General features: G+C 62.0%; 15 protein-coding genes. 6 read left to right on the top strand and 9 right to left on the bottom strand.

Annotated features, from left to right (window positions below; translation table 11 throughout):
- The first annotated feature begins 143 nt into the window (after positions 1-143).
- Complete coding sequence (locus AC1VVM_RS21360) at positions 144-2,489, top strand: TonB-dependent receptor (protein WP_482956393.1); 2,346 nt, start codon at positions 144-146, stop codon at positions 2,487-2,489.
- 16 nt (positions 2,490-2,505) lie between these two features.
- Positions 2,506-2,877, top strand: coding sequence for a hypothetical protein (locus tag AC1VVM_RS21355; protein WP_482956392.1), 372 nt, complete (start codon positions 2,506-2,508; stop codon positions 2,875-2,877).
- Between the two features lie 22 nt (positions 2,878-2,899).
- Here AC1VVM_RS21355 and AC1VVM_RS21350 read toward each other — a convergent pair whose 3' ends face one another.
- From AC1VVM_RS21350 to AC1VVM_RS21320, 7 genes are all read right to left on the bottom strand, one after another.
- A complete protein-coding gene (locus AC1VVM_RS21350; RefSeq protein ID WP_482956391.1) occupies positions 2,900-3,700 on the bottom strand; it encodes an NAD(P)-dependent oxidoreductase in 801 nt (266 codons plus the stop codon).
- 13 nt (positions 3,701-3,713) lie between these two features.
- Positions 3,714-4,499 carry a carboxymuconolactone decarboxylase family protein gene (locus AC1VVM_RS21345; RefSeq protein ID WP_482905738.1) on the bottom strand — a complete coding sequence of 262 codons (786 nt, stop codon included), beginning with the start codon at positions 4,497-4,499 and terminating at the stop codon, positions 3,714-3,716.
- Between the two features lie 14 nt (positions 4,500-4,513).
- Entirely contained in the window at positions 4,514-5,371 is an 858-nt protein-coding gene (locus AC1VVM_RS21340; protein ID WP_482956390.1) for an SDR family NAD(P)-dependent oxidoreductase, read from the bottom strand.
- Between the two features lie 67 nt (positions 5,372-5,438).
- Positions 5,439-6,230: a sugar phosphate isomerase/epimerase family protein gene (locus AC1VVM_RS21335; protein ID WP_482956389.1), complete on the bottom strand. Its 792-nt coding sequence runs from the start codon at positions 6,228-6,230 to the stop codon at positions 5,439-5,441.
- A complete protein-coding gene (locus AC1VVM_RS21330; RefSeq protein WP_482956388.1) occupies positions 6,230-7,480 on the bottom strand; it encodes an MBL fold metallo-hydrolase in 1,251 nt (416 codons plus the stop codon). Before AC1VVM_RS21330 ends, AC1VVM_RS21335 begins: the two co-directional genes overlap by 1 nt.
- Before the next feature lie 92 nt (positions 7,481-7,572).
- Complete coding sequence (locus AC1VVM_RS21325; protein WP_482956387.1) at positions 7,573-8,862, bottom strand: sulfotransferase family protein; 1,290 nt, start codon at positions 8,860-8,862, stop codon at positions 7,573-7,575.
- The gene (locus tag AC1VVM_RS21320) at positions 8,859-9,677 is read right to left on the bottom strand and encodes an SDR family NAD(P)-dependent oxidoreductase (protein ID WP_482956386.1); all 819 of its coding nucleotides are present in this window, start codon (positions 9,675-9,677) and stop codon (positions 8,859-8,861) included. The genes AC1VVM_RS21325 and AC1VVM_RS21320 overlap by 4 nt, the downstream gene beginning before the upstream one ends.
- 176 nt (positions 9,678-9,853) lie before the next feature.
- On the opposite strand from AC1VVM_RS21320, the gene AC1VVM_RS21315 reads away from it, so the two are divergent.
- The gene (locus tag AC1VVM_RS21315) at positions 9,854-10,594 is read left to right on the top strand and encodes a FadR/GntR family transcriptional regulator (protein ID WP_482956385.1); all 741 of its coding nucleotides are present in this window, start codon (positions 9,854-9,856) and stop codon (positions 10,592-10,594) included.
- Here the strand turns inward: AC1VVM_RS21315 and AC1VVM_RS21310 are convergent, their stop codons facing one another.
- Entirely contained in the window at positions 10,595-11,431 is an 837-nt protein-coding gene (locus AC1VVM_RS21310) for an SDR family oxidoreductase (RefSeq protein ID WP_482956384.1), read from the bottom strand.
- A 10-nt stretch (positions 11,432-11,441) separates the two neighbouring features.
- Complete coding sequence (locus AC1VVM_RS21305; RefSeq protein WP_482956383.1) at positions 11,442-12,782, bottom strand: MFS transporter; 1,341 nt, start codon at positions 12,780-12,782, stop codon at positions 11,442-11,444.
- 227 nt (positions 12,783-13,009) lie between these two features.
- On the opposite strand from AC1VVM_RS21305, the gene AC1VVM_RS21300 reads away from it, so the two are divergent.
- The 3 genes from AC1VVM_RS21300 (at position 13,010) to istB (ending at position 18,630) form a co-directional block, all read left to right on the top strand.
- Entirely contained in the window at positions 13,010-15,745 is a 2,736-nt protein-coding gene (locus tag AC1VVM_RS21300) for a TonB-dependent receptor plug domain-containing protein (protein ID WP_482956382.1), read from the top strand.
- A gap of 513 nt (positions 15,746-16,258) precedes the next feature.
- Positions 16,259-17,764, top strand: a complete 1,506-nt coding sequence (istA, locus tag AC1VVM_RS21295; RefSeq protein ID WP_482955271.1) for an IS21 family transposase — start codon at positions 16,259-16,261, stop codon at positions 17,762-17,764.
- On the top strand, positions 17,761-18,630 hold the full coding sequence (gene istB, locus AC1VVM_RS21290) for an IS21-like element helper ATPase IstB (RefSeq protein WP_482955270.1): 870 nt from the start codon (positions 17,761-17,763) through the stop codon (positions 18,628-18,630). The genes istA and istB overlap by 4 nt, the downstream gene beginning before the upstream one ends.
- Positions 18,631-19,219 lie beyond the last annotated feature (589 nt).

Genomic DNA, 19,219 nt, shown 5'->3' with positions numbered 1-19,219 from the left:
TTCTGTGAGTGACACCGAAGTGTCGCGATCCGTCAAGTTTAGGGCCTCTTTTGCGGGTCATCTGGCCGCAAACGCCGAAGTCGCTTCGGCGACTAAACCAAGAGACTGCGCGCAAAATCCGCGACGCAGCCAGGGAGATTTTCATGGCAGGCTTGTATACCGCGCGATCCGCATCCGTTCTCATGATGGCCTGCGTGACGGCCAGTTGGCCGGCCATGGCACTCGCCCAGCAATCGACAGGCGACAAGGCTGCGCCCGCGCCGACCTCGACGGAAATCGTGGTCACCGCCCAGCGCCGCGCGGAAGCATCGCGCGATGTGCCTATCAGCGTCACCTCGCTGGGACCGGAGCAGCTTGCTACCGCCAACGTCGAAAAGCTGTCCGACACCGCAAGGATCACGCCGGGCCTGCGTTTCGATACACAGGGCCCTGCCGTCCAGCCGACCATTCGCGGCGTCGGCACCGCCATCACGACCTCCGGCGGCGGCCCCAACGTCGGTATCTATGTCGACGGCTTCTTCCAGGCCAACACCTACATGTCGGACTTCGATCTGCTCAACGTGAGCAGTATCCAGGTCCTGAAGGGTCCGCAGGGAACGCTGTTCGGCCGCAACACCACGGGCGGCGCGATCATCATCACCACGGACGATCCCAGCACCGAAACGAGCGGTGAGGCCAAGATCAGCTACAGCCGCTTCAATGCGGTGAGCGCGCAGGCTTATGCCACGTTCGGGATCAGCGACCGGGTCGCGATGGACGTCGAGGGGCTCTACCGGCGCAGTGACGGCTATTTCACCGATGTTTCGAACGGCAACGACAATATCGGCAAGTCCGAGGACTGGTCGATCCGGGTCGGCATGAAGGCCGATCTGACCGATGACGTTTCGCTGCTGCTGCGCTGGATCCATGCCGAGACCGACGATCCCACCACCCAGTTGGTCAATGCCTATGTAGACCAGTCCGGCGCTGCCGGTTTCTTCGACAAGGTGTCGGCGGCCGGGCAAGCCATTTACGGAATGTCCAGTTCCAAGGGGCTGCCGCTCGTCTATCTCTATGCGCCGACCTCGACTTTCGCGACCAAGCCGGGCGACGTCCTGCTGAACACTCCGGTGAGCTTCCGGTCGAATTCCGATGCCCTTCAGGCCACGCTCAAGGCGGACATGGGCTTTGCGGACTTCACGTCCTACACGCAATATCGCAAGGACCTGTCGCCCTATTACGGCGATCTCGATGCCACGGCCATCCCGATGTTCAACATCTACGTCGGCGTGAACGACGAGACTTGGAGCCAGGAATTCCTGCTGAATTCCAAGCCGGGCTCGCCGCTGCAATGGACCGCCGGGCTCAACTACTTCCAGATCCGCGACACCTGGGACATCGGAGCCAGCTTCGGCGGATTGCCCTATGCGCCGTTCGGCGGATCGAGCACCACGACGAAGTCCTATGCGGCCTTCCTCGATGCGACATATCAGGTGAGCGACAAGCTGTTCCTGACGTTGGGCGGACGCTATAGCCACGATATCGTCGGCGATGCCTACTTCATCACCAATTTCACGACCACGAGCTTCACCGGACCCAACGGCGAAGCCATTCCCTGGACGGGCGGTGCGGGTGTGCACATTCCGGTTTCCACCCTGAAGAACGACAGCTTCACGCCTCGCGCGGTGATCCGCTTGAAGCCGAGCGAGGAATCGAGCGTCTATGCTTCCTACACCAAGGGCTACAAGGCCGGCATCCTCAACGTCGGCGGCTATTCGCAGCAGCCGGTGAAGCCGGAGAAGATCAACGCCTTCGAAGTGGGCTATAAGTACGACGACCGGGTGTTCTCGGCCGATCTTGCCGGCTTCTACTATGACTACAAGAACTTGCAGGTTTCCAGCTATCAGAACGGCACGGCCCAGATCCGCAATGCCGCGTCCTCGGAAATCTACGGTCTAGAGGCGCAGCTGCGCTACAAGGTCAGCAGCGCGTTCTCGGTGCAGGCTGGCGCGTCATGGACCCATGCTCGCTACAAGTCGTTCACTGACGCGCCTTATTACAGCTACTGCGATCCGGCGGTCACCGATCTTGCCAATTCGATGGCCTGCATTCCGACGACGCTCGGCGGCACCGGCCCCGGCGCGCTGACGCAGACGTCGACTGATGCCTCGGGCTTCAAGATGCAGCGGGCGCCTGAGTTCACCGGTAACATCGGGGCTAGCTATGGCCTTGATCTCGGCGGCGGCAGGCTGGCGCTGTCCGGCAACCTCTACTATACCTCCAGCTTCTACTTCGATCCTTCCGAGCAGTTCAAGCAGAAGGGCTACGAAGTTCTGGCCCTGCGCGCGGAATGGACCGATCCTTCCGATCGCTATACGGTTGCGGTGTTCGGGGACAATGTCACCAATCGGCGGTATAGCACGCAGGTGCTCTTTAACACCCTGGGGACGGGTGCCGTCTGGAACTCGCCCGTTACGTACGGCATCGAATTGGGAGCGAAATTCCGATGAAGGAAGTCCGCTCGCAATGGACCCGCCAGTCGGTTCGCGATCGGGCGGCACTTTCATCAACGCGGAGCCGGCCGTCGAATACGGCCTGACGGACCGTGGCGGATGCACTATTCCGTCGCTCAGAGAAGCGCGCGGCGCCGCTCTTTGGGCGGCTGGCGGTACAACTTTGAAAGCGACACGAGCGGTCGTTGTTTCGATTGGGCGGGCGTGTCGCGCGTGCCTGGGTTATCGAGACGGCGGGCTCTACCGGCCGGACTGGACCATCGTGCTGTTGGCGACAACTTCGATGCGATCCGGGATAAACTACCGCTTGTGGACCTTCCATCCTGCAGAGGACGGCTTTCCGCTGCGCATGGGGCAAAGCTTCGAAATGGTGCGCGCCGATTAACGGCGCGCATCCAGCATTTTCATCAGGGCGCGACGGCCTCTTCCAGGAAATGGTCCGCGGCTTCACCCAGTGTCCGCGTGTCTGATCCGTCGGGGAGAATGGCGCGCAGAAGGTCTACATCCTTTCGCAGCAATGCCGCTCCGTGGGAAAACGCCTTGGGTTCGGGCAATCGCGCATAGACTTCGAAGCCGAAGCTGCGCCCGCTGCTGGCCTTGATGAGGTCCTTCAACGCGTCGGGCGCCATGCCCAGAGCCCGGCCCGCCTCTATGGCGGCATGGGCATTGCCCATGTTTGCCGCCATCAGGGCATTGTTCACGATCTTGGCACGCTGACCGGCACCGGCACCGCCGAGATGGACGAGCGTACCTGCAAAGGCTTTAAAGATGGGGCGGGCCTGCTCGAAGGCGGCGGCGCTTCCTCCACACATGACCGTCAGCGTTCGGGCTGCGGCTGCACCGCCGCCTCCGCTCACCGGCGCGTCGACAAACGCGATTCCTCGCGCCTCACAGATGGCGGCAAGCGCTTCGCAGCTCTCCGGCAGGACCGTCGAATGCACCGCCAGCAGGCTTCCCGGACGCATCGACGGGACGAGCGCGTTGCAGATCTCGGCAACACCGGCATCGTCGACTACGCAAAGGCCCACATGATCGGCCGCCGCTCCAAGAGCCGCAACACTCTCGGCCAGCACGGCTCCCTTTTCGGCGAAGGGCTGAAGCGCTTCGCGGCGCCTGCCCCAGACCGTAAGCGGAAAGCCGGCGGCGAGCATGCACTCTGCCATAGGGCCGCCCTGGCTTCCGAGGCCGATGAATGCCGTATTCAACATTGCGAAATCTCTCTCATGCGTCCCAGCTAAGGCCGGCCTTGTAGTTCTTGATCATGGCCAGGACCGCGCCCTGAATGACCGAGGCTTTCGGCCATCCGGCATGGACGGCATACTGGAGGACAAATTCCTGCAATTCTTCTGGCGCGCAGTTGCCGCTCGCCATGGCTGCAAAGAAATGCGTCTTGATCGGCGTTGTCGCGCAGCTTTCCGATACGCCAACCAGAGTGATCCAGCGGCGCGATCGCTGGTCCAGTCCGGCCCGTTTCCACATCTCGCCGAACACGAAGCTGTCGATACCGGCCTCGAAATAGGGCGTGACCGGCGGAGGTCCCGGAAAGCCCATGACGGCGTCGAACTCATCGATCCCCTCCTGGGTGCGGACTTGCGGATCCCATGGTTCGCTGCGGATCGGCGCGAAGGGGCAGGGCGTCATGCCCAGTTCGGCGGCGACGCGGGTGATGGCGCGATCCAGTTCGAACCCGCGCGACCAGCCGGTATAGACGGCCAGATGCAGCGCCGCTTCGCGCAGTTCGATCTGGCTCAGTTCGCCGCCGGAGAGCGCGCCGCGGATGTAGTCGTCGAGCAGATCGGCCGGGCCGTTGCTGCACGCCGCGCTGGCAATCGCGATGAGGTAGCGTGTGCGGCGGTCAAGGCCGGGGCGGTTCCAGATTTCCGCGAAGACGAAATCCCGCCAGCTTGCTTCGACAGGACTGACCGGTGCGGGGATGTCCCGCGCGGTCACGGCCTGTCCAACGGTCTGGCCGCGCTCCGTGCGCTCTTGGGGATCGAGCAATGTCATCCGATGTCTCCCGTTCAGGCCTTGATGGAATCGATCACATCCTGCGTGATGCCTGGCCGCCCCGGATCGCCCGCGAGGAACTCGCGATGCTTTTTCTCGAGGAAGGCGTCCGGATCGGCGGCGACTTCGACCAGTGTCTCCCACGCCTCTTCGTGCGTCGGGATGAGGATGCGGCCGGCCTCCATGCCGTCGGACAGGACCTTCGCCGTCTCCTGCTGGGTCTTGACCGCAAGGTGGCTGCCAGGCGCGCGCATCACGTAATTCTCGCTGAAATGCTTCATGGCATCGGGCGAACTCGTCATGACAGGGCCCGGGCAGAGGCAGCTGACGCTGACGCCGAACTGCTTCAGATAGAGCGCGAGGTTCTGCGACATAGAAATCACGGCCGCCTTGGAGGCGGCGTAGTGAACCCGGCTCGCGGCGAAGGGATAAAGACCGGCAAAGCTGCCGGTGTTGACGATATGGCCCGATCCATGCGCGATCATGCGCGGCACGATCACGTTGTTGGCGCGGACCATGCCGAAGAGGTTCACGTCGAACATCCGCTGCCATTCCGTCATCGGAATGTCCTCGGGATTGCCGCCCGAGAGGATGCCGGCATTGTTCATGTGAATGTCGAGCGGGCCGAGTGCCTTTTCTGCCGCATCGATGGTTGCGGCGACCGAAGCGTCGTCAAGCACGTTGCAGTGGAACCCCACCGCCTCCGTGCCGGCGTCTCTCAGGATCTGCGCAGTTTCTTCGGCGCCTTCGCGGCTGATGTCGGCCACGGCGACGCGGGCGCCGCGGGCGGCCCATTCCTGAGCGATGCGGCGGCCGATATTCTGGCCTGCACCGATGATGAGCGCGGTCTTGCCGGCAAAAGTCTCGGACATTTCAAGCTCTCCTTACCCGTTTGCGGGGCCCGTTTTTCCGGGTCGTTTCGTTCAGATGCGTGGGTTTTCAGATCTTCATGGCATGAAGCAAGTCCGAAGCGGCGCTGATCCCAGCGCGCAGTTCGTCCTCGTTCGTTTCGGCAGTGTAATCGGCAGGCACGACCTCTAGATCGAAGATGCCCTCATAGCCTGCGTCCAGCACGTCGCTCATCATGCGCTGAAGTGGCAGGTCGCCCCGACCGATATGGGAACGACCACCTTTCCCGGAGATTGCGATATCGCCGATCTGGACAAGCGCGATATGCGGCATGGCCCGATTGAGGGTCTCGCGAAGTCCTCGCTCCATCCAGTTGTTGCTGAAATCGGAAACGATGCCGAGGCCGGTCATCTCGGCGATCTCAATGGCATCTGCCAGCGTCGTGCAGAAAGAGGCACTCGTCCTCAGGCTCGGCTCGAACGCCGCGATTACGCCGCATTCGCGGGCATGCGCTACGGTCGGTGCAACCGCTTCGGCGAACAAGGCCAGATCTTCGTCCCAATCACAATTTACCGTGCGTCCGGTCGTGAAATAGATCGAATGGCCCTTATGCGCCGCGACCAGATCAATCATCGCCTTCTGTACTGCGCGAGTTGCGTTCCATGAGGATCGATCGCCAAGCTGGAAGCCGGCGGTGATCAGCGTGCTGATGTGAATGCCGGCATCGTCGAGCGCGCCGAGATGGCGATCGGGATCGTCCGCAACCTTGTTCATCAGCAGTCCGGCATGGCGCACGCCCATGTCCTTCCACAGCGCCAGTTCGCGCTCGAAAGGCCACTGGAACGAACACATCGCATCGACGGAGAGGCGAGGGTGCATCATCAATCGTCTCCCGCCAGCGCCGCTTCGAGTCGCCGGATTTCGCTTTCGAGCCAGCGGACTTCGCTGAAGTTTTCACGTCCGGCAGCTTCGAGAATGGCGGTCTGGGCGGCAAGCTGGAGTTCCAGCGCCCGGCGATGGGCCGGCGATCCGTCCTTGATAGCCTCTGCCACATGCAGCGCCTTGAGCGGCTGGTTCTCGGCAAGGTAGCGCGCGGCAAGGTCGAGCGCGGCCGAGCCGCCTCCGGCAAGCTCGATAAGATCGCCAAGGACGGCTTGCGGCGGGACTGCGTAGAGTTCGGTCGAGGATTCGTACCGGAACCAGCCCAGATGCTCTTCCCAGATGGAACGGACGATCCAGGGAACCTTGCCGTGGCCTTGCGGGATGGCGAGTTCGGGCGGCAACTTGATCGTTTCCATCAGCTCCCAGAGCGGCTTGCCGGCGTTCATGCCCTCGAACGTCGCATCGCGCAGATATTGCGCTGCATCGCGCATCCTGGTGAGGCTGGCGCGAATGTTTTCCGCGCCGCGCACCGGTTCGCCGTGTCCGGTGATCAGCAATTCGGGCTTCAGGTCGATCACCCGCTGGACGCTGTCGATGTACCACTGAACATAGCGGTAGCGGTCGCCGCGAAGGGTGTAGAGGTTGGGCACGTGTCCGAAGATCGGGCCGGTCATGTTCCCGGTGAAGACAGTTCTGTCGTCGGGCAGCCAGACCACCAGAGAATCGACCGTTTCGCCGCCGGGAACCGAATACAGCTCGAAGCGGCGGCCGCCGAGTTCGAATGCGTGACTGTCGTGGAACGTGGTGGTCAGCACCGGTTCGGGCCGTTCGGTGAGTTCCTGCTTCTGGTCGCGGCTCCACAGACGGCGCGACCGCGCGCCCATGGCCTGGCCGAGGTCGCGGAACTGTGTGCGGACGAAGGGCAGGTTGGCTTGCCCGATCGTCTCGATGTCAGGCGTGTTGAACGTCGGCCAGCCGCCGATGTGGTCCTCGTGGCTCTGAGTGAATACGATCTTGCGGATCGGCTTGTCGCTCAACGCATCGAAGCGCCGCTTGTTCTCGGCGGCGCTGTAGATGATGCCGGTGTTTATGAGCACGCTGCCGGCCGGGGTCGTCACCAGATAGAGGTTCGAGACGTCCTTCGACATGAAGATGCCGCTGCCCAGATCGACGGCATCCTGCTTGCCGGCACCGTCATTGATGATTTGGGCGTTGAGGGGTTGGTTAGCGTCGCGAATGGTGGATTGCATGTCGTTTGCTCCCGGCCGCGTAGGCATGGTCAACAGCGCGATGAAGGCTTGCTCGCGCCGCGAGTTCGCCCTCCATCGGCCTAAGGTTGGCTTCACTTGACTTCCTGCTTCACCTGAAAGCGATCGGTGTAGAATGCGAAGCGCTGGCGCAGCGCAGGGATGTCCAGGTTGAAGTCGCCCGCCAGATCGTAGACCACCCGTCCGTCTTTCCCGCGCGGGTGACTTTCCATATAGTCGCGCATATCCGCCACGCTTTCGGCGCAGGCTTCAAGTCCGGCGAATTCGAGAACGCGCTGGGCAGTGCCGACATCGTCCGCGATCACGTCGCCGAACAGGATGTCGAGCCGCTGCCCGGCAGAGACTGCATCCATGTCGCGCAAGTAGGCGCGCAGCATGCGCTCGATGCGGTCCACCCAGTACGCGACGTGGGCCTGGATATCCGGCTGCTTCTGGTGTGCCAGTACGGAAAGGCCGCGCATCGTCAGCACCGATTGCAGCAATGCCAGCGGGTCGCGGTGGATCTGGACGATATAGGCATCCGGATAGTTCGCGATCAGCGCGGGGATCTGTTCGCTATGCTGATTGCCCTTCAGGATCCAGCGTCGATCGGAAGGGAACTGATAGGCGATCGCCTTCAGCATGTGCTTGCCATAGGCATAGTGCGGCGTCTGGTCATGGCCGAGCAGGTAATCGCGCCAGGCTGGGACTTCGGCCATCCATTCCCACTGGTAGGTGGTGAAGTCTGGCATTTGCAGCTCGTTTTCGCCGCAGGCATGGTCGGGCGAATGCTCGTGCATGGCCGCCATGATCGCGTTCTGCTTCATGCGGTCCCAATGCGCGGTCGAGCGAACCCAGCGCGGGTCAAGGCCGTCGGGCCCCGGCGTTTCGCCGGGAGCCAGCACCGCTTCCGATCCAAGATAGACCGGCAGGTGACGCAAGCGTCGGTCCGCCGCGATAAGGTTCTCAAGGTGCGTCGTTCCCGAACGCGGTAGTCCGACGATGATGATCGGACGGTCGATGACCTCGGCGTCGATCTCCGGATGGCTGTCGAGGAAGGCCTTGTTCTTGAGGCGGTTGGCGGCCTGCTTCACGCAGGAGGCGCGGAACTGGGTCTTGGCGAAGCGCCAGAGATTTGCGTTCGCTGCGACTTCGCCGGCGAGTACGCCGAGGCGCTCGGTGAAATCCATTGGCCCGAAGTCGGAGAGCCCGGTTTGCGCGACAGCATCTGCCAAAATGCCTTCGACGCTCATATCGAGCGGTTCGGCTTCGGCCGCTTCGAGTTCGGCGCGGCGCTCCGGTGCGAGCTTGGGATCGCGGAACTGCTCGACCCGGAAGACTTTGGTCTGGACCTTTTTAGTGTCCTTTATGGGTGCAGCATTCATGCCCGGCGCTCCGCCGAAGTATTGAGCTTGCCGGCATTTGCCATCCAGCCGCCATCGACGCGCACAAGGTCGCCGGTGTGATACCTTGAGGCATCGCTCATGAAGTAGACGCCGATACCTTCGAAATCGGACGGGTTGCCGAAACGCGGGATCGGGCAACGTTCGCGCACCTGACTGCCAAGCGGGGAATCGGGGCCCTGATCTTTGACCGTCTCGCTTTCCGTATAGCCTGGGCAAACGGTGTTCGCGCGAACGCCGTACTTGCCAAGGTCGACAGCGATGCCCCTTGCGAGCGCTGCCATGGCGCCCTTCGACGCGTTATAATGCTGCATGCCGATCGAGCCGGTGACCGCGGAAAGACTGGCGCAGAACAGGATTGAACCGCCCGGATCGCCGGCTTCGGCACGCGTGCGCATGTGGCGTGCAGCTTCGCGGGCCAGATAGAACGCACCGTGCTGGTTGACCGACAACAGGTCATGCCAGGCTTCCCCGGTCATGTTAGTGAAGCAGCCCTGGTTCTTCATGAGGCCGGCGTTGGCGATTGCGCCATCGACGCGGCCCATCTCCTCGACCGCCTCGGCGAAGGCTTCGATCACCCGGGCTTCGTCGGCCACATCGACCACTTGCGTGAAGACACGCCCGCCGAACTCGGCGAGTTCGCGCGCGGCCTCCTCGTTTCGATCCTGACGGCGCCCCCAAATGACGACGTCACCGCCTGCCCGCGCGATGCCGCGTGCAAAGCCGAGCCCGATGCCGGCATTCCCGCCCGAAATCACGACGACACGGCCGCTCATGTCCCAAGGAAGACGTGACATGTCTCTCTCCAAAATGAGTCCTGACTGGTTATCGAGCGCGCATTACGCTCCGACTCTCGTTGAGATCGATCTTAAAAAGGATACTCTAAGGATGTCAAGCACGGCATAGGGCGTGCCGCATCGCCCAGGCGAACAGACTGGACGACGCGATCGGTTTCGTGTTTTGAGAGTGCAGGATGGACAAGCGCAAAAGCAGAACGGCACTCGACACCGCGGCGGACAAGTTGAGAGAGATCGTCCTCGCGCGCGAGCCCGGAACCTATATTGGCCGGGAAGAGGCGCTTATTTCCGAGCTTGGCTTTGCCCGGGCTACCGTTCGGCAAGCCGCAAGGCTGGTTGAGCGCGAGGGCTTTCTTGCCGTTCGCCGCGGCAATGCGGGTGGCTATTTCGCATCCCGGCCGGACTCGAAAACGATCGAATCGATTGTCAGCATGTATCTGTCGATGATGGAGGTGCCGCCGGAGGATGTCACCGTCATCGCCACTGCGTTATGGGTCGAGGCCATGCGCAAGGCCGCTCATGCACCGCATGACGTGATCGTGGAGAGGACGGCGACGCTTGTGGAGCGGACCCGCGCGGTCTCCGACGATGCCGGTTTCGACGAAGTCCGGGAACTCGAACGTGAGACGCAGGATATTGTGTTCGAGCTGGCTGACAGTGCGTACATCAAGCTCATCTTCGACATCAACGTGGCCTTCTCGCGCAGGACTTACCAGGGGCCGGCAGCGGACGATATTTCGCCTGAACATCGCCGTTTCGTACAGAGCTGGCGCAATGCCCGGCTAATGGAATTTGGGGCACTCATTCAGGGCGATCCGGAACTTGCCGCTATTGCCAGCCAGTACAGCCGAAAAGTCTGGGCGCGCCGCATCCGAGCCCGTTTTCAGATGAATGTGGAACAGGAAGTTCCCGACTGATCACGTGTAAGTGAGGGCTGCGCTCAGCCCGCCATCGACCAAGAGGTCGGTACCGCTGATGAAGGAGGCCCGGTCCGAAACGAGGAATTCCACGGCATCGGCGATTTCGTGCATCGCGCCCTCGCGGCCGAGCGGGCTTCGAGCAAACATGCGCGCCTTGTTCGGGCTTTCGGCATAGGCGCCTTTGCCCATGGGCGTGGCGATCATGCCGGGCGACAGCGACACGATGCGCGCGCCTCGGCGCCCCCAATCGGATGCGGCCGAGCGGGCGTATTTGAGCAGTCCGATCTTCGAAAGCGCGTAGGCCGCGGACGGAGTGGTGCCTTGGGAGTCCAGATGATCTGCAAGGCGGAAGGCGAGGTCCGCGCTCGTCGGATCCGAGAGAATTTCGGCAGCAGTGCCGTCGGCGCTAGACAAGTGCGCGGCCATCGATGCGATCAGAACCGCGCATGTGCCCGGACCCGCAAGTGGCAGCAGTTCGCGCGCCACGAGCGTGGGCCCGCGCAAGTTGACGTTCATGATGGCGGCAAAGTCACCCGCGGCGATCGATAGACCCGCAACATGGACGAGGGATCGAAAGCCGCCTCGCTCGCGTACCAACTGGCCCAGACCGGCGACCGAAGTTTCGGACGTGACATCGCATGAGAACGCCGTGGCCTCGCCGCCTTCCTCGATCAACGCAGCTGCCTGACGCGCAGCCAGCGCCGCATTGATGTCGGCAAGAACGATGTGATGGGTCTGTGCCAGCCGCCGGGCGACGGCCATGCCGAGTCCGCCCGCGCCCACGACAATTGCGGTCGGCAGCCCGCTGCGGGTCACTTCGTCTGTTGCAGTCATCGTGCAATCCTCATGCCCGGGCAGGCGCCTGAACGCCCCAATCCGGATAGCTGCGCAAACTGAAGACCAGACCGCCCGAAATCAGGGATATGGCAACGCCGACGAGCAACAGCGGAGTGTAGCTTCCATAGCGATCGTAGGAGACGCCAGCGGCCAAGGGGCCGATCGCCGAGGCGAGCGCTATGACGCTGGTCATGAAGCCGAAGATCGTTCCGTAATTGCGCATGCCTGCGTATCGGGCTGTCAGATAGCTGCAGAGCTGGATCTTGGTACCTGCGGCATAACCGCTGATCATGATGCCGATCACGATGGTGACGGGCGTGGCAATGCCCGCCATCAGCATCGGCCATCCGATCGCGGTCGATGCCAGCGTAATGCCGCCGACCATCCGTGCATGGAAGCGATCGATGAGGGTGCCCGAAACGAGCTTGCCCATGACGCCTGCGACACCTGAAAGGCTTACCAGCCAGGCTGCCTGCGTGCGGCTCATGCCCGCTTCGACGAGAATGGGAAACTGGTGCACGACCACTGCAATCGTGACGGTCAGAACGAGGAAAGTCGCCACCGCGACCTTCCACAGTGAGGCATCGCGCCACGCTTCACCAATGCCGAGGCCGGGAAGTTTGACGGTCTCCTCGGCGGTTCCCTGCGCCTGAAGGGATTGCCGGCGCGCACGATCGCGGACGTCGAAAAGGAAGAGGGCGGACAGTAGCAAGGCAAATCCGCCCCATCCCAAACCGAGTACGACATAGGCTGATCGCCAGCCGAACATGTCGATCAGATAATTGGACAGGGGCGGGGCGACGACTTGCGCGAGGGCCGTGCCGGACATGGTCACGCCCAGCGCCAGCCCCCGGCCGACCCTGAATACACCGGCGATTGCGGCGGACCACAAAGTCGACTGCACCAGCAGTGCGACGACGCCCCATGCGATCCACAGTCCCAGCCATTGGGCCAGAGAGCCGTTGGCCTGCGAGAAGGCGGCGATGGCGAGGCTCGTCAGGACGAGGCCGGGCAGCGCCATCCGCCGCGAGCCGTGACGGTCGATGAGAATGCCGATGAAGGGCGAGCACAGTATCGAAAGCATCGAGGCAATGGCCATCCCGAGTGAGAGTTCGGTGCGACCCCAATGAAACTCGGCGGCAAGAGGATCCATGAAAACGCCCGCTGCGGCCGTCATGAATGACATGAATGAAAAACCGATGCAGGCCGCAAGGACCATCGGCCAATAGCGCCGCCATTCGGCGCCTGCCGTTTCAAGCTGCTCCAAGTCCAGCTCTCCCAATCTGAGCGCCGCTTCCTGCGGTCGTCTACGCTCGGGAATGTGCGTCATTGCGGGCCCTGAGTCCATCTCAAAAGTATCCTGTTTGGGAACATTCCGACGTCTTCACCTGGGCACCAAACGGCCCTCCAGGCTGGCAATTTCGCGCCTATGCGTCAAAAAGCAGCATAAATATTGCAGATTCATCGCTGGCTCGATCAGTTCTTGCTGATGAGCATGAGGGCTTTCGATCTGCTGCTTTGCGGCGTTATCGTTTTAGAGTGTACTAAATGAAAATAAACCCAGGGAGAGATTTGATGATGTGTACGAGTCTGCGCGCGCGCAGGTTTAGCCTGACCGCGGGCGTTGCCCTGACGTCGTTGATGCCGGCATGCGCCTTCGCGCAGGAGGAGAGCAGTCAGCCGCAGGCTTCCGGCGACAATCAGATCGTCGTTACCGGCACTCTGATCCGCGGTATTGCGCCAGCGGGCTCGAACGTGGTCGGCATCACGGAAGAGCAGTCGAAAGTTTCGGGCGGAACATCGACGAACGAAGTACTCGCAAGCCTGCCGCAAGTCTCGAACTTCTTCGGTATTGTGCCTGCCGGCGTTTCGCCGGTCTCCGGCGCGAATTCCAGCAATCCGATCGCGCGGCCCAACCTGCGCGCGCTGCCGGCAGCAAATACCAGCGGTGGCGCCCAGACCCTTGTTCTGATCGACGGGCGCCGCGTGGTCGGTGCCGGAACCCAGCAATTGGCCGTGGATCCGGACATCATTCCCCCCGCAGCGGTCGAGCGCGTGGAAGCCATGCTTGACGGTGGCTCGGCGGTTTACGGCTCCGACGCGCTGGGCGGTGTCCTCAATTTCATGACGCGCAAGACTTATGACGGGGTCAAGGTTGATGCCCGCGTCGGCATAGGTGACGATTTCACATCCTATGACAGCGGAGTGATTGCCGGAAAGACGTGGGACGGAGGCGGGCTGTATGTCGCCTATAACTTCTCCAAGCACGATGCGATCTTCGGTTCCGACCGCAAGTGGGTGAAGCGGATCGATTGGCACACCGGCGTGCCAGTCGGACGCAACTGCGCCGATCCGACTGTGTCGATCGGCAGCAATACATACCTCGTTTCTGGAAAGAGCCTTGTTTCAGGAGGCCCCAACACCTGCGATCCATCCGATGACACTGCAATCTATCCGGCCGCCGAGCTGCACTCGGCAATGGCGCGCTTCACCCAGGAACTGGGAAGTTCGCTGAACATCGATATCACCGCGCTCTACGCCAATCGCCAGACCCGCGGAAATGGCGGCGCGCTGGGAACGCTCGGCAATACGACCGGAACCGTCACACTCACGCCCTCCAACCCGAATTACATCGACGCCGGCGGCGCAGATGCGGGCAAGCCGCAGACCGTCCGGTTCAATTATGCCTCGGTCGACGGTTATCGCTCGCAGACTCAGAAAACCGACCTCGAGACATGGAGCATTGCACCTTCGCTGACTTATGACATGGGATTGAATTGGCAGGCCCGGGCGCTGTTCAATTACGGCAATAGCCGCGTTTCCTACCAGAACAACCTCGTCGATCCGATCGCGCAGGCGGCAGCGCTCGCCAATGGGACGCTCAATCCCTACAATCTGGCGGCGACCAACCCCGGAGTCTTGTCCGACATTCTCGACGGCTACGAGCAGGGCTACGGGCGCAACGAACTGTTCAACTATCGCTTCATTGTCGACGGTCCGCTTTTCAAGCTGCCCGGAGGCGATCTGCGCGCCGCGCTCGGTGCGGAGTACATGCGTGATATTTTCCAGCGCCAGACCACGGATGCGAACCTGAGGTGGCTCCCGCGCGATGATTACACCCAGACTGTGAAATCGTTGTTCGGCGAACTTCAGGCGCCGATCGTGACGGGTGGCGGCGCAGGACTGAGCGAGCTGATCGTTTCAGCTTCGGCGCGCTACGACAAATACAATGACTTCGGAGACACCTTCAATCCGAAGTTCGCTCTGACCTACAAGCCGATCGACTGGATTTCGATACGGGCAAACTGGGGCAAGTCGTTTACCGCGCCGTCGCCGGTTGACCAGCTCGGGCCTCAATCGGCGACGGCGTCGCTCATTCCCGGACAGTACCTTTCGCCGCCTCCGGGTCAGTCGTTCGCAACCGGCGAAACCGGCGTCTACCTGGGGAATGGTTCGGTCACCGGCCTTACCCCGCAGAAGGCCACAAGTTGGTCGATCGGGGCGACGATCGAGCCCCCCGTCGTCGACGGCCTGACGCTCAGTGCTTCGTATTACGTCATCAATCTCAATGGCACGATCGGTCGGCCGGTTACCGGAACGGGGCTTACCGACTTCTACAACAATTTTCCCAACCTCTGGACGTACAGACCGACCGGACAGCAGCTTGCCCAGATCCTGTCCGGCCTCGCCAATCCGAATAACATCGGATTCACGCTGCTCAATCCGACTTCGACGGATCAGGCCTTGGTAAGTGTTGGCGGCAGCGGTGCCACCCCGGTAGGCGTCGCACTCGACACCCTGGTACGCAACCTTGGCAAGACCGATCTCAGCGGGATCGATTTCGATGCGAGCTATGTGCTCGACACCAGCTTTGCCTCTTTCGATGCGCGGATCGCGGGCAACATCCGTCTCAAGCAGGACACCAAGGCGAGTCCGACTGCAGCGCTGGTGGACGATCTGATGTACGGAATGCCAAAGACGAAGTTCACAGCGTCCCTTGGCACGACCATTGACAAGCTGAGGGCCCAGGTCACGCTTTATCACGTCTCGGGCTTTGAGCGGGCCGACAAGGGGCAGCCATCCGCCTTCGGCCAGACGCGTCTGGGTGCCTTCGACACAGTCGATCTCTACTTCCGCTACACTTTCGCGGGCACGGGGATCACTGATGGGCTTGCGCTCTCGCTGAACGTCAAGAATGTCCTCAACGAGGTTCCGCCGGTCTACAAGAACGTGGGGCAGAACGGCTACGATCCAAGCAACGCGTTCACCCTTGGCCGCGTGTTCCAACTTGGTGTTGAAAAGTCATTCTGAACTTACACTCGAGCTCCGAAGCCGGATTAACACACGCCATTGGAGCTCGTCTCTCGCAATTGCACGAGCAAAGTGAGAGTTGGGTCACTATTCATTAATCCCAATCGGGGCGCCCGGCATCGTCTGCGGCGTCATCCATGCTGCTGCGGTCCGGATTTAATCCCTATTGATGATTGAGTGGGTGCTCCATTAGTTCATGGAGGCTTGTTTCTGTGGAGGAAGAAGGGGGCTGGGCGACCCGATCCCAAGAAAGGCGGCAGGCTTTTTTCGCGACCCTGAGCCGCCGCCGTCCCTCAAATCAGTCTTCTTACTGCGCCCGCATTGCCGCACGATGTTGCGCGGCGATCTGGACGAGAAAGCGCGACAATCAAGATGAGAATCCGGTGTGTCGGGATCGGCGTAGGGCGTAGCCCGTAGCCGGTCCCGACACACCGGAGGCACTCTTTGCCGGGTGCCTGTGATGGTCGTGGTGGCCGCTATGCATCGGGTTTTCCGGGGAGGAGGACCTGACGTGTGGCCGGCCGACACATCAACGATCATCAAGTGAGACTTTTCATGACCAACAGACGTTATGACCCCGTCGCCTTGGCGGCGGCGAAGGCCGGGTTCAGTCCGGCGACGGGCTATCGGGTTCTGCAGGCCACCCAGCTGCCATCGCAGCGGCAAACACCGCGCAGCCGGCGCCGACCCGATCCCCTTGCCGGTATTTTCGATGAAGTTGTCGTGCCGATGTTAGAGGCTGCCCCGGGCCTTCGGCCCATAGCGATCTTCGAGGAGCTGCGGCGCCGATATCCCGAGACGGAGTTCGGCTCCCGGCGAACCCTGGAGAGGCGCATTCGCGACTGGCGCGCCGTCAACGGGCAAGATCGCGAAGTCATTTTCCGGCAAGTGCACGAGGCCGGGCGGCTCGGCCTGTCCGATTTTACGTGCATGGACGATCTGGGAGTTTCCATCGCCGGACAGCCCCTGGACCATCTGCTCTATCACTTCCGGCTTCCATGTGGCGGCTTCGAACACGGGCACATCATCCTGGGCGGCGAGAGCTTTGTCGCCTTGGCCGAAGGGCTGCAGAACGCGCTCTGGTCCGCAGGCGGCGCGCCGAAGCTTCATCGTACCGACAGCCTCTCGGCCGCCTTCCGCAATCTGGACGCGGATGCCAGGGTCGACCTGACCAAGCGTTATGACGCGCTCTGTGACCATTATGGAATGGAGCCCACGAGGAACAACCGGGGCGTTGCCCATGAGAACGGCGCGATCGAAAGTGCCCATGGCCATATCAAGGCTGCCATTAGGGATGCGCTGCTGCTGCGCGGGAGCGCCGACTTCTCCGACCTTGCCGACTATCGCCGCTTCATCGACGAGGTCGTGAATGCGCGCAACCGGCGGCACGGCCCCGGGATCGATGCCGAACGCAAGTTCCTGCAGCCGCTGCCGGACGTGCGCACCACCGACTACGAGGAGATCCTCGTGACGGTCACATCCTCGGGCGGCTTCACGTTGCGCAAGGTGTTCTACACGGTCCCATCCCGCCTGATCGGGCACCGTTTGCGGGCTCGCCTTTATGATGACCGCCTCGACCTCTTCATCGGCGGCACGAGACTCATGACCCTGCCGCGCGGACGCGCAGGCATGAACGGGAAGCACGGCCACGTTGTTGATTACCGGCACGTGATCCATTCCCTGCGCCGTAAGCCCATGGCACTGTTAGGGCTGGTCTATCGCGATAGCCTGTTCCCGCGAGAGGCCTATCGCCTGATGTTCGACCACCTGCTGGAATTTCAGGGCGAGCGGGAAGCCTGCCGCACCACCGTCGAACTTCTGGCCATGGCTCACGAGCGTGCATGCGAGGCCGAACTCGCGGGGCTCCTGACCGAGGACCTGGCGGCGCGCCGAACGCCGTGCCTGACAACCTTGCGGGCCCGGTTCTGTCCGGACCCTGCCGATCTGCCCGAAGTCGTGGTCGAACTGGTGCCGCTCTCGATCTACGACGGACTTATCGAACAGGGAGAAGCCGCATGAACGCAACTCCCATGATTGATGCACAGCGTCTCAGCCTCATGCTCAACGAACTGCGCTTGCCCACCATCAAGCACATCTGGGGGGACTTCGCCGCCCAGGCAGACAAGGAAGGATGGCCCGCCAGCAGATTCCTCGCCGCGCTGGCCGAGCACGAACTTGCCGAACGCGATCGGCGTCGGATCGAACGCCACCTGGCAGAGGCACATCTACCCGCAGGCAAGACCCTCGACTGCTTCGCCTTCGATGCCGTGCCGATGATCTCCAAGGCCCAGGTCATGGCCCTGTGCGCTGGCGATGGTTGGCTCGAGCAAGGTGCCAACCTCATCCTGTTCGGTCCGCCCGGCGGCGGCAAAACCCACCTCGCCGCAGCTATCGGCCTGGCGCTGGTAGAGCGGGGCTGGAGGGTTTTGTTCACCCGGACCTCCGACCTCGTGCAACGCCTGCAGGTCGCGCGGCGCGAACTCGCGCTCGAATCCGCGATGGCCAAGCTCGACAAATACCACCTGCTGGTTCTCGACGACTTCGCCTACATCTCGCGCGACCAAGCCGAGACATCGGTGCTCTTCGAGTTGATCAGCGCGCGCTACGAGCGACGGTCGTTGCTGATCACCGCCAACCAGCCCTTCGGCGAGTGGAACAGGGTCTTCCCCGATCCCGCGATGACGCTCGCCGCTGTCGACAGGCTCGTCCACCACGCCACCATCTTCGAGATGAACGTCGAAAGTTACCGGCGGCGCACCGCTCAGGCCAGACGCACCGGTGCCGGGCGGCCCGCCGCATACACCACGCCAAAGGTTCTCGAGACCATCCGCGACAATCAGGATGAGAACGACGAACTTGCCAGCGACAATCTAAACGGGCACTGATCGACGCGCTGCGACAATCACATTCTCATCCTGATTGACGCGCAATCATCATCCAGTTTGTCGCGCTACACGCACGAACCGCTCAAACTGGCGGCAAAGGGTTGGCTTATCCCTCCGTTCGCGCCACATTGTGCAATGCGGTATTCCTCCAAATCCCTCCTTACCATCGGGGTTCCGGTCCTGTTTGCACTCTGCGGCGCCGCCGGCCGTTACACTTTCCAGTTGGTGGAGACGCGCTACCAAATCCTTACATTCGGGATGATCGCGGCTGCATTGGAGCTGTGGCGCCATGCTGAAGAACCGCAAGCTGGAAGCTGGAGGGCCGTCGCAAACGCCGGCGCCGCCACCGCCGCAATCATTGCTATGAAATGGCATATCGAGGGCGTCTCGCCGCTACTTTTGGGTCTCGCGGCTTAGTCAGGCAAGGCGCTTTGCGCTGAGCTGGCAATGAGCGGTCGCGATGCATCGCGGCCGACGCGTACTGATTTCGGCAGGATGTCTGGCGATCAAGGCCGTCGAAGCGCGCGGCGCGTCGGACGTGAGTAGGCGCGTACTCCCAGTCGATCGGCCAGATCTTCCGTTTTCGATT

This window comes from Novosphingobium sp. BL-S-33, from assembly GCF_056857025.1.
The sequence above is the reverse complement of the archived record's forward strand: the minus strand, read 5'-3'. Positions and strand labels throughout refer to the sequence as shown.

Bases quoted from the DNA above. Each gene is read 5' to 3' on its own strand.
- AC1VVM_RS21360 (WP_482956393.1), top strand. From the start codon at position 144: ATGGCAGGCTTGTATACCGCGCGATCCGCATCCGTTCTCATGATGGCC.
- AC1VVM_RS21355 (WP_482956392.1), top strand. From the start codon at position 2,506: ATGGACCCGCCAGTCGGTTCGCGATCGGGCGGCACTTTCATCAACGCG.
- AC1VVM_RS21350 (WP_482956391.1), bottom strand. From the start codon at position 3,700: ATGTTGAATACGGCATTCATCGGCCTCGGAAGCCAGGGCGGCCCTATG.
- AC1VVM_RS21345 (WP_482905738.1), bottom strand. From the start codon at position 4,499: ATGACATTGCTCGATCCCCAAGAGCGCACGGAGCGCGGCCAGACCGTT.
- AC1VVM_RS21340 (WP_482956390.1), bottom strand. From the start codon at position 5,371: ATGTCCGAGACTTTTGCCGGCAAGACCGCGCTCATCATCGGTGCAGGC.
- AC1VVM_RS21335 (WP_482956389.1), bottom strand. From the start codon at position 6,230: ATGATGCACCCTCGCCTCTCCGTCGATGCGATGTGTTCGTTCCAGTGG.
- AC1VVM_RS21330 (WP_482956388.1), bottom strand. From the start codon at position 7,480: ATGCAATCCACCATTCGCGACGCTAACCAACCCCTCAACGCCCAAATC.
- AC1VVM_RS21325 (WP_482956387.1), bottom strand. From the start codon at position 8,862: ATGAATGCTGCACCCATAAAGGACACTAAAAAGGTCCAGACCAAAGTC.
- AC1VVM_RS21320 (WP_482956386.1), bottom strand. From the start codon at position 9,677: ATGTCACGTCTTCCTTGGGACATGAGCGGCCGTGTCGTCGTGATTTCG.
- AC1VVM_RS21315 (WP_482956385.1), top strand. From the start codon at position 9,854: ATGGACAAGCGCAAAAGCAGAACGGCACTCGACACCGCGGCGGACAAG.
- AC1VVM_RS21310 (WP_482956384.1), bottom strand. From the start codon at position 11,431: ATGACTGCAACAGACGAAGTGACCCGCAGCGGGCTGCCGACCGCAATT.
- AC1VVM_RS21305 (WP_482956383.1), bottom strand. From the start codon at position 12,782: ATGGACTCAGGGCCCGCAATGACGCACATTCCCGAGCGTAGACGACCG.
- AC1VVM_RS21300 (WP_482956382.1), top strand. From the start codon at position 13,010: ATGATGTGTACGAGTCTGCGCGCGCGCAGGTTTAGCCTGACCGCGGGC.
- istB (WP_482955270.1), top strand. From the start codon at position 17,761: ATGAACGCAACTCCCATGATTGATGCACAGCGTCTCAGCCTCATGCTC.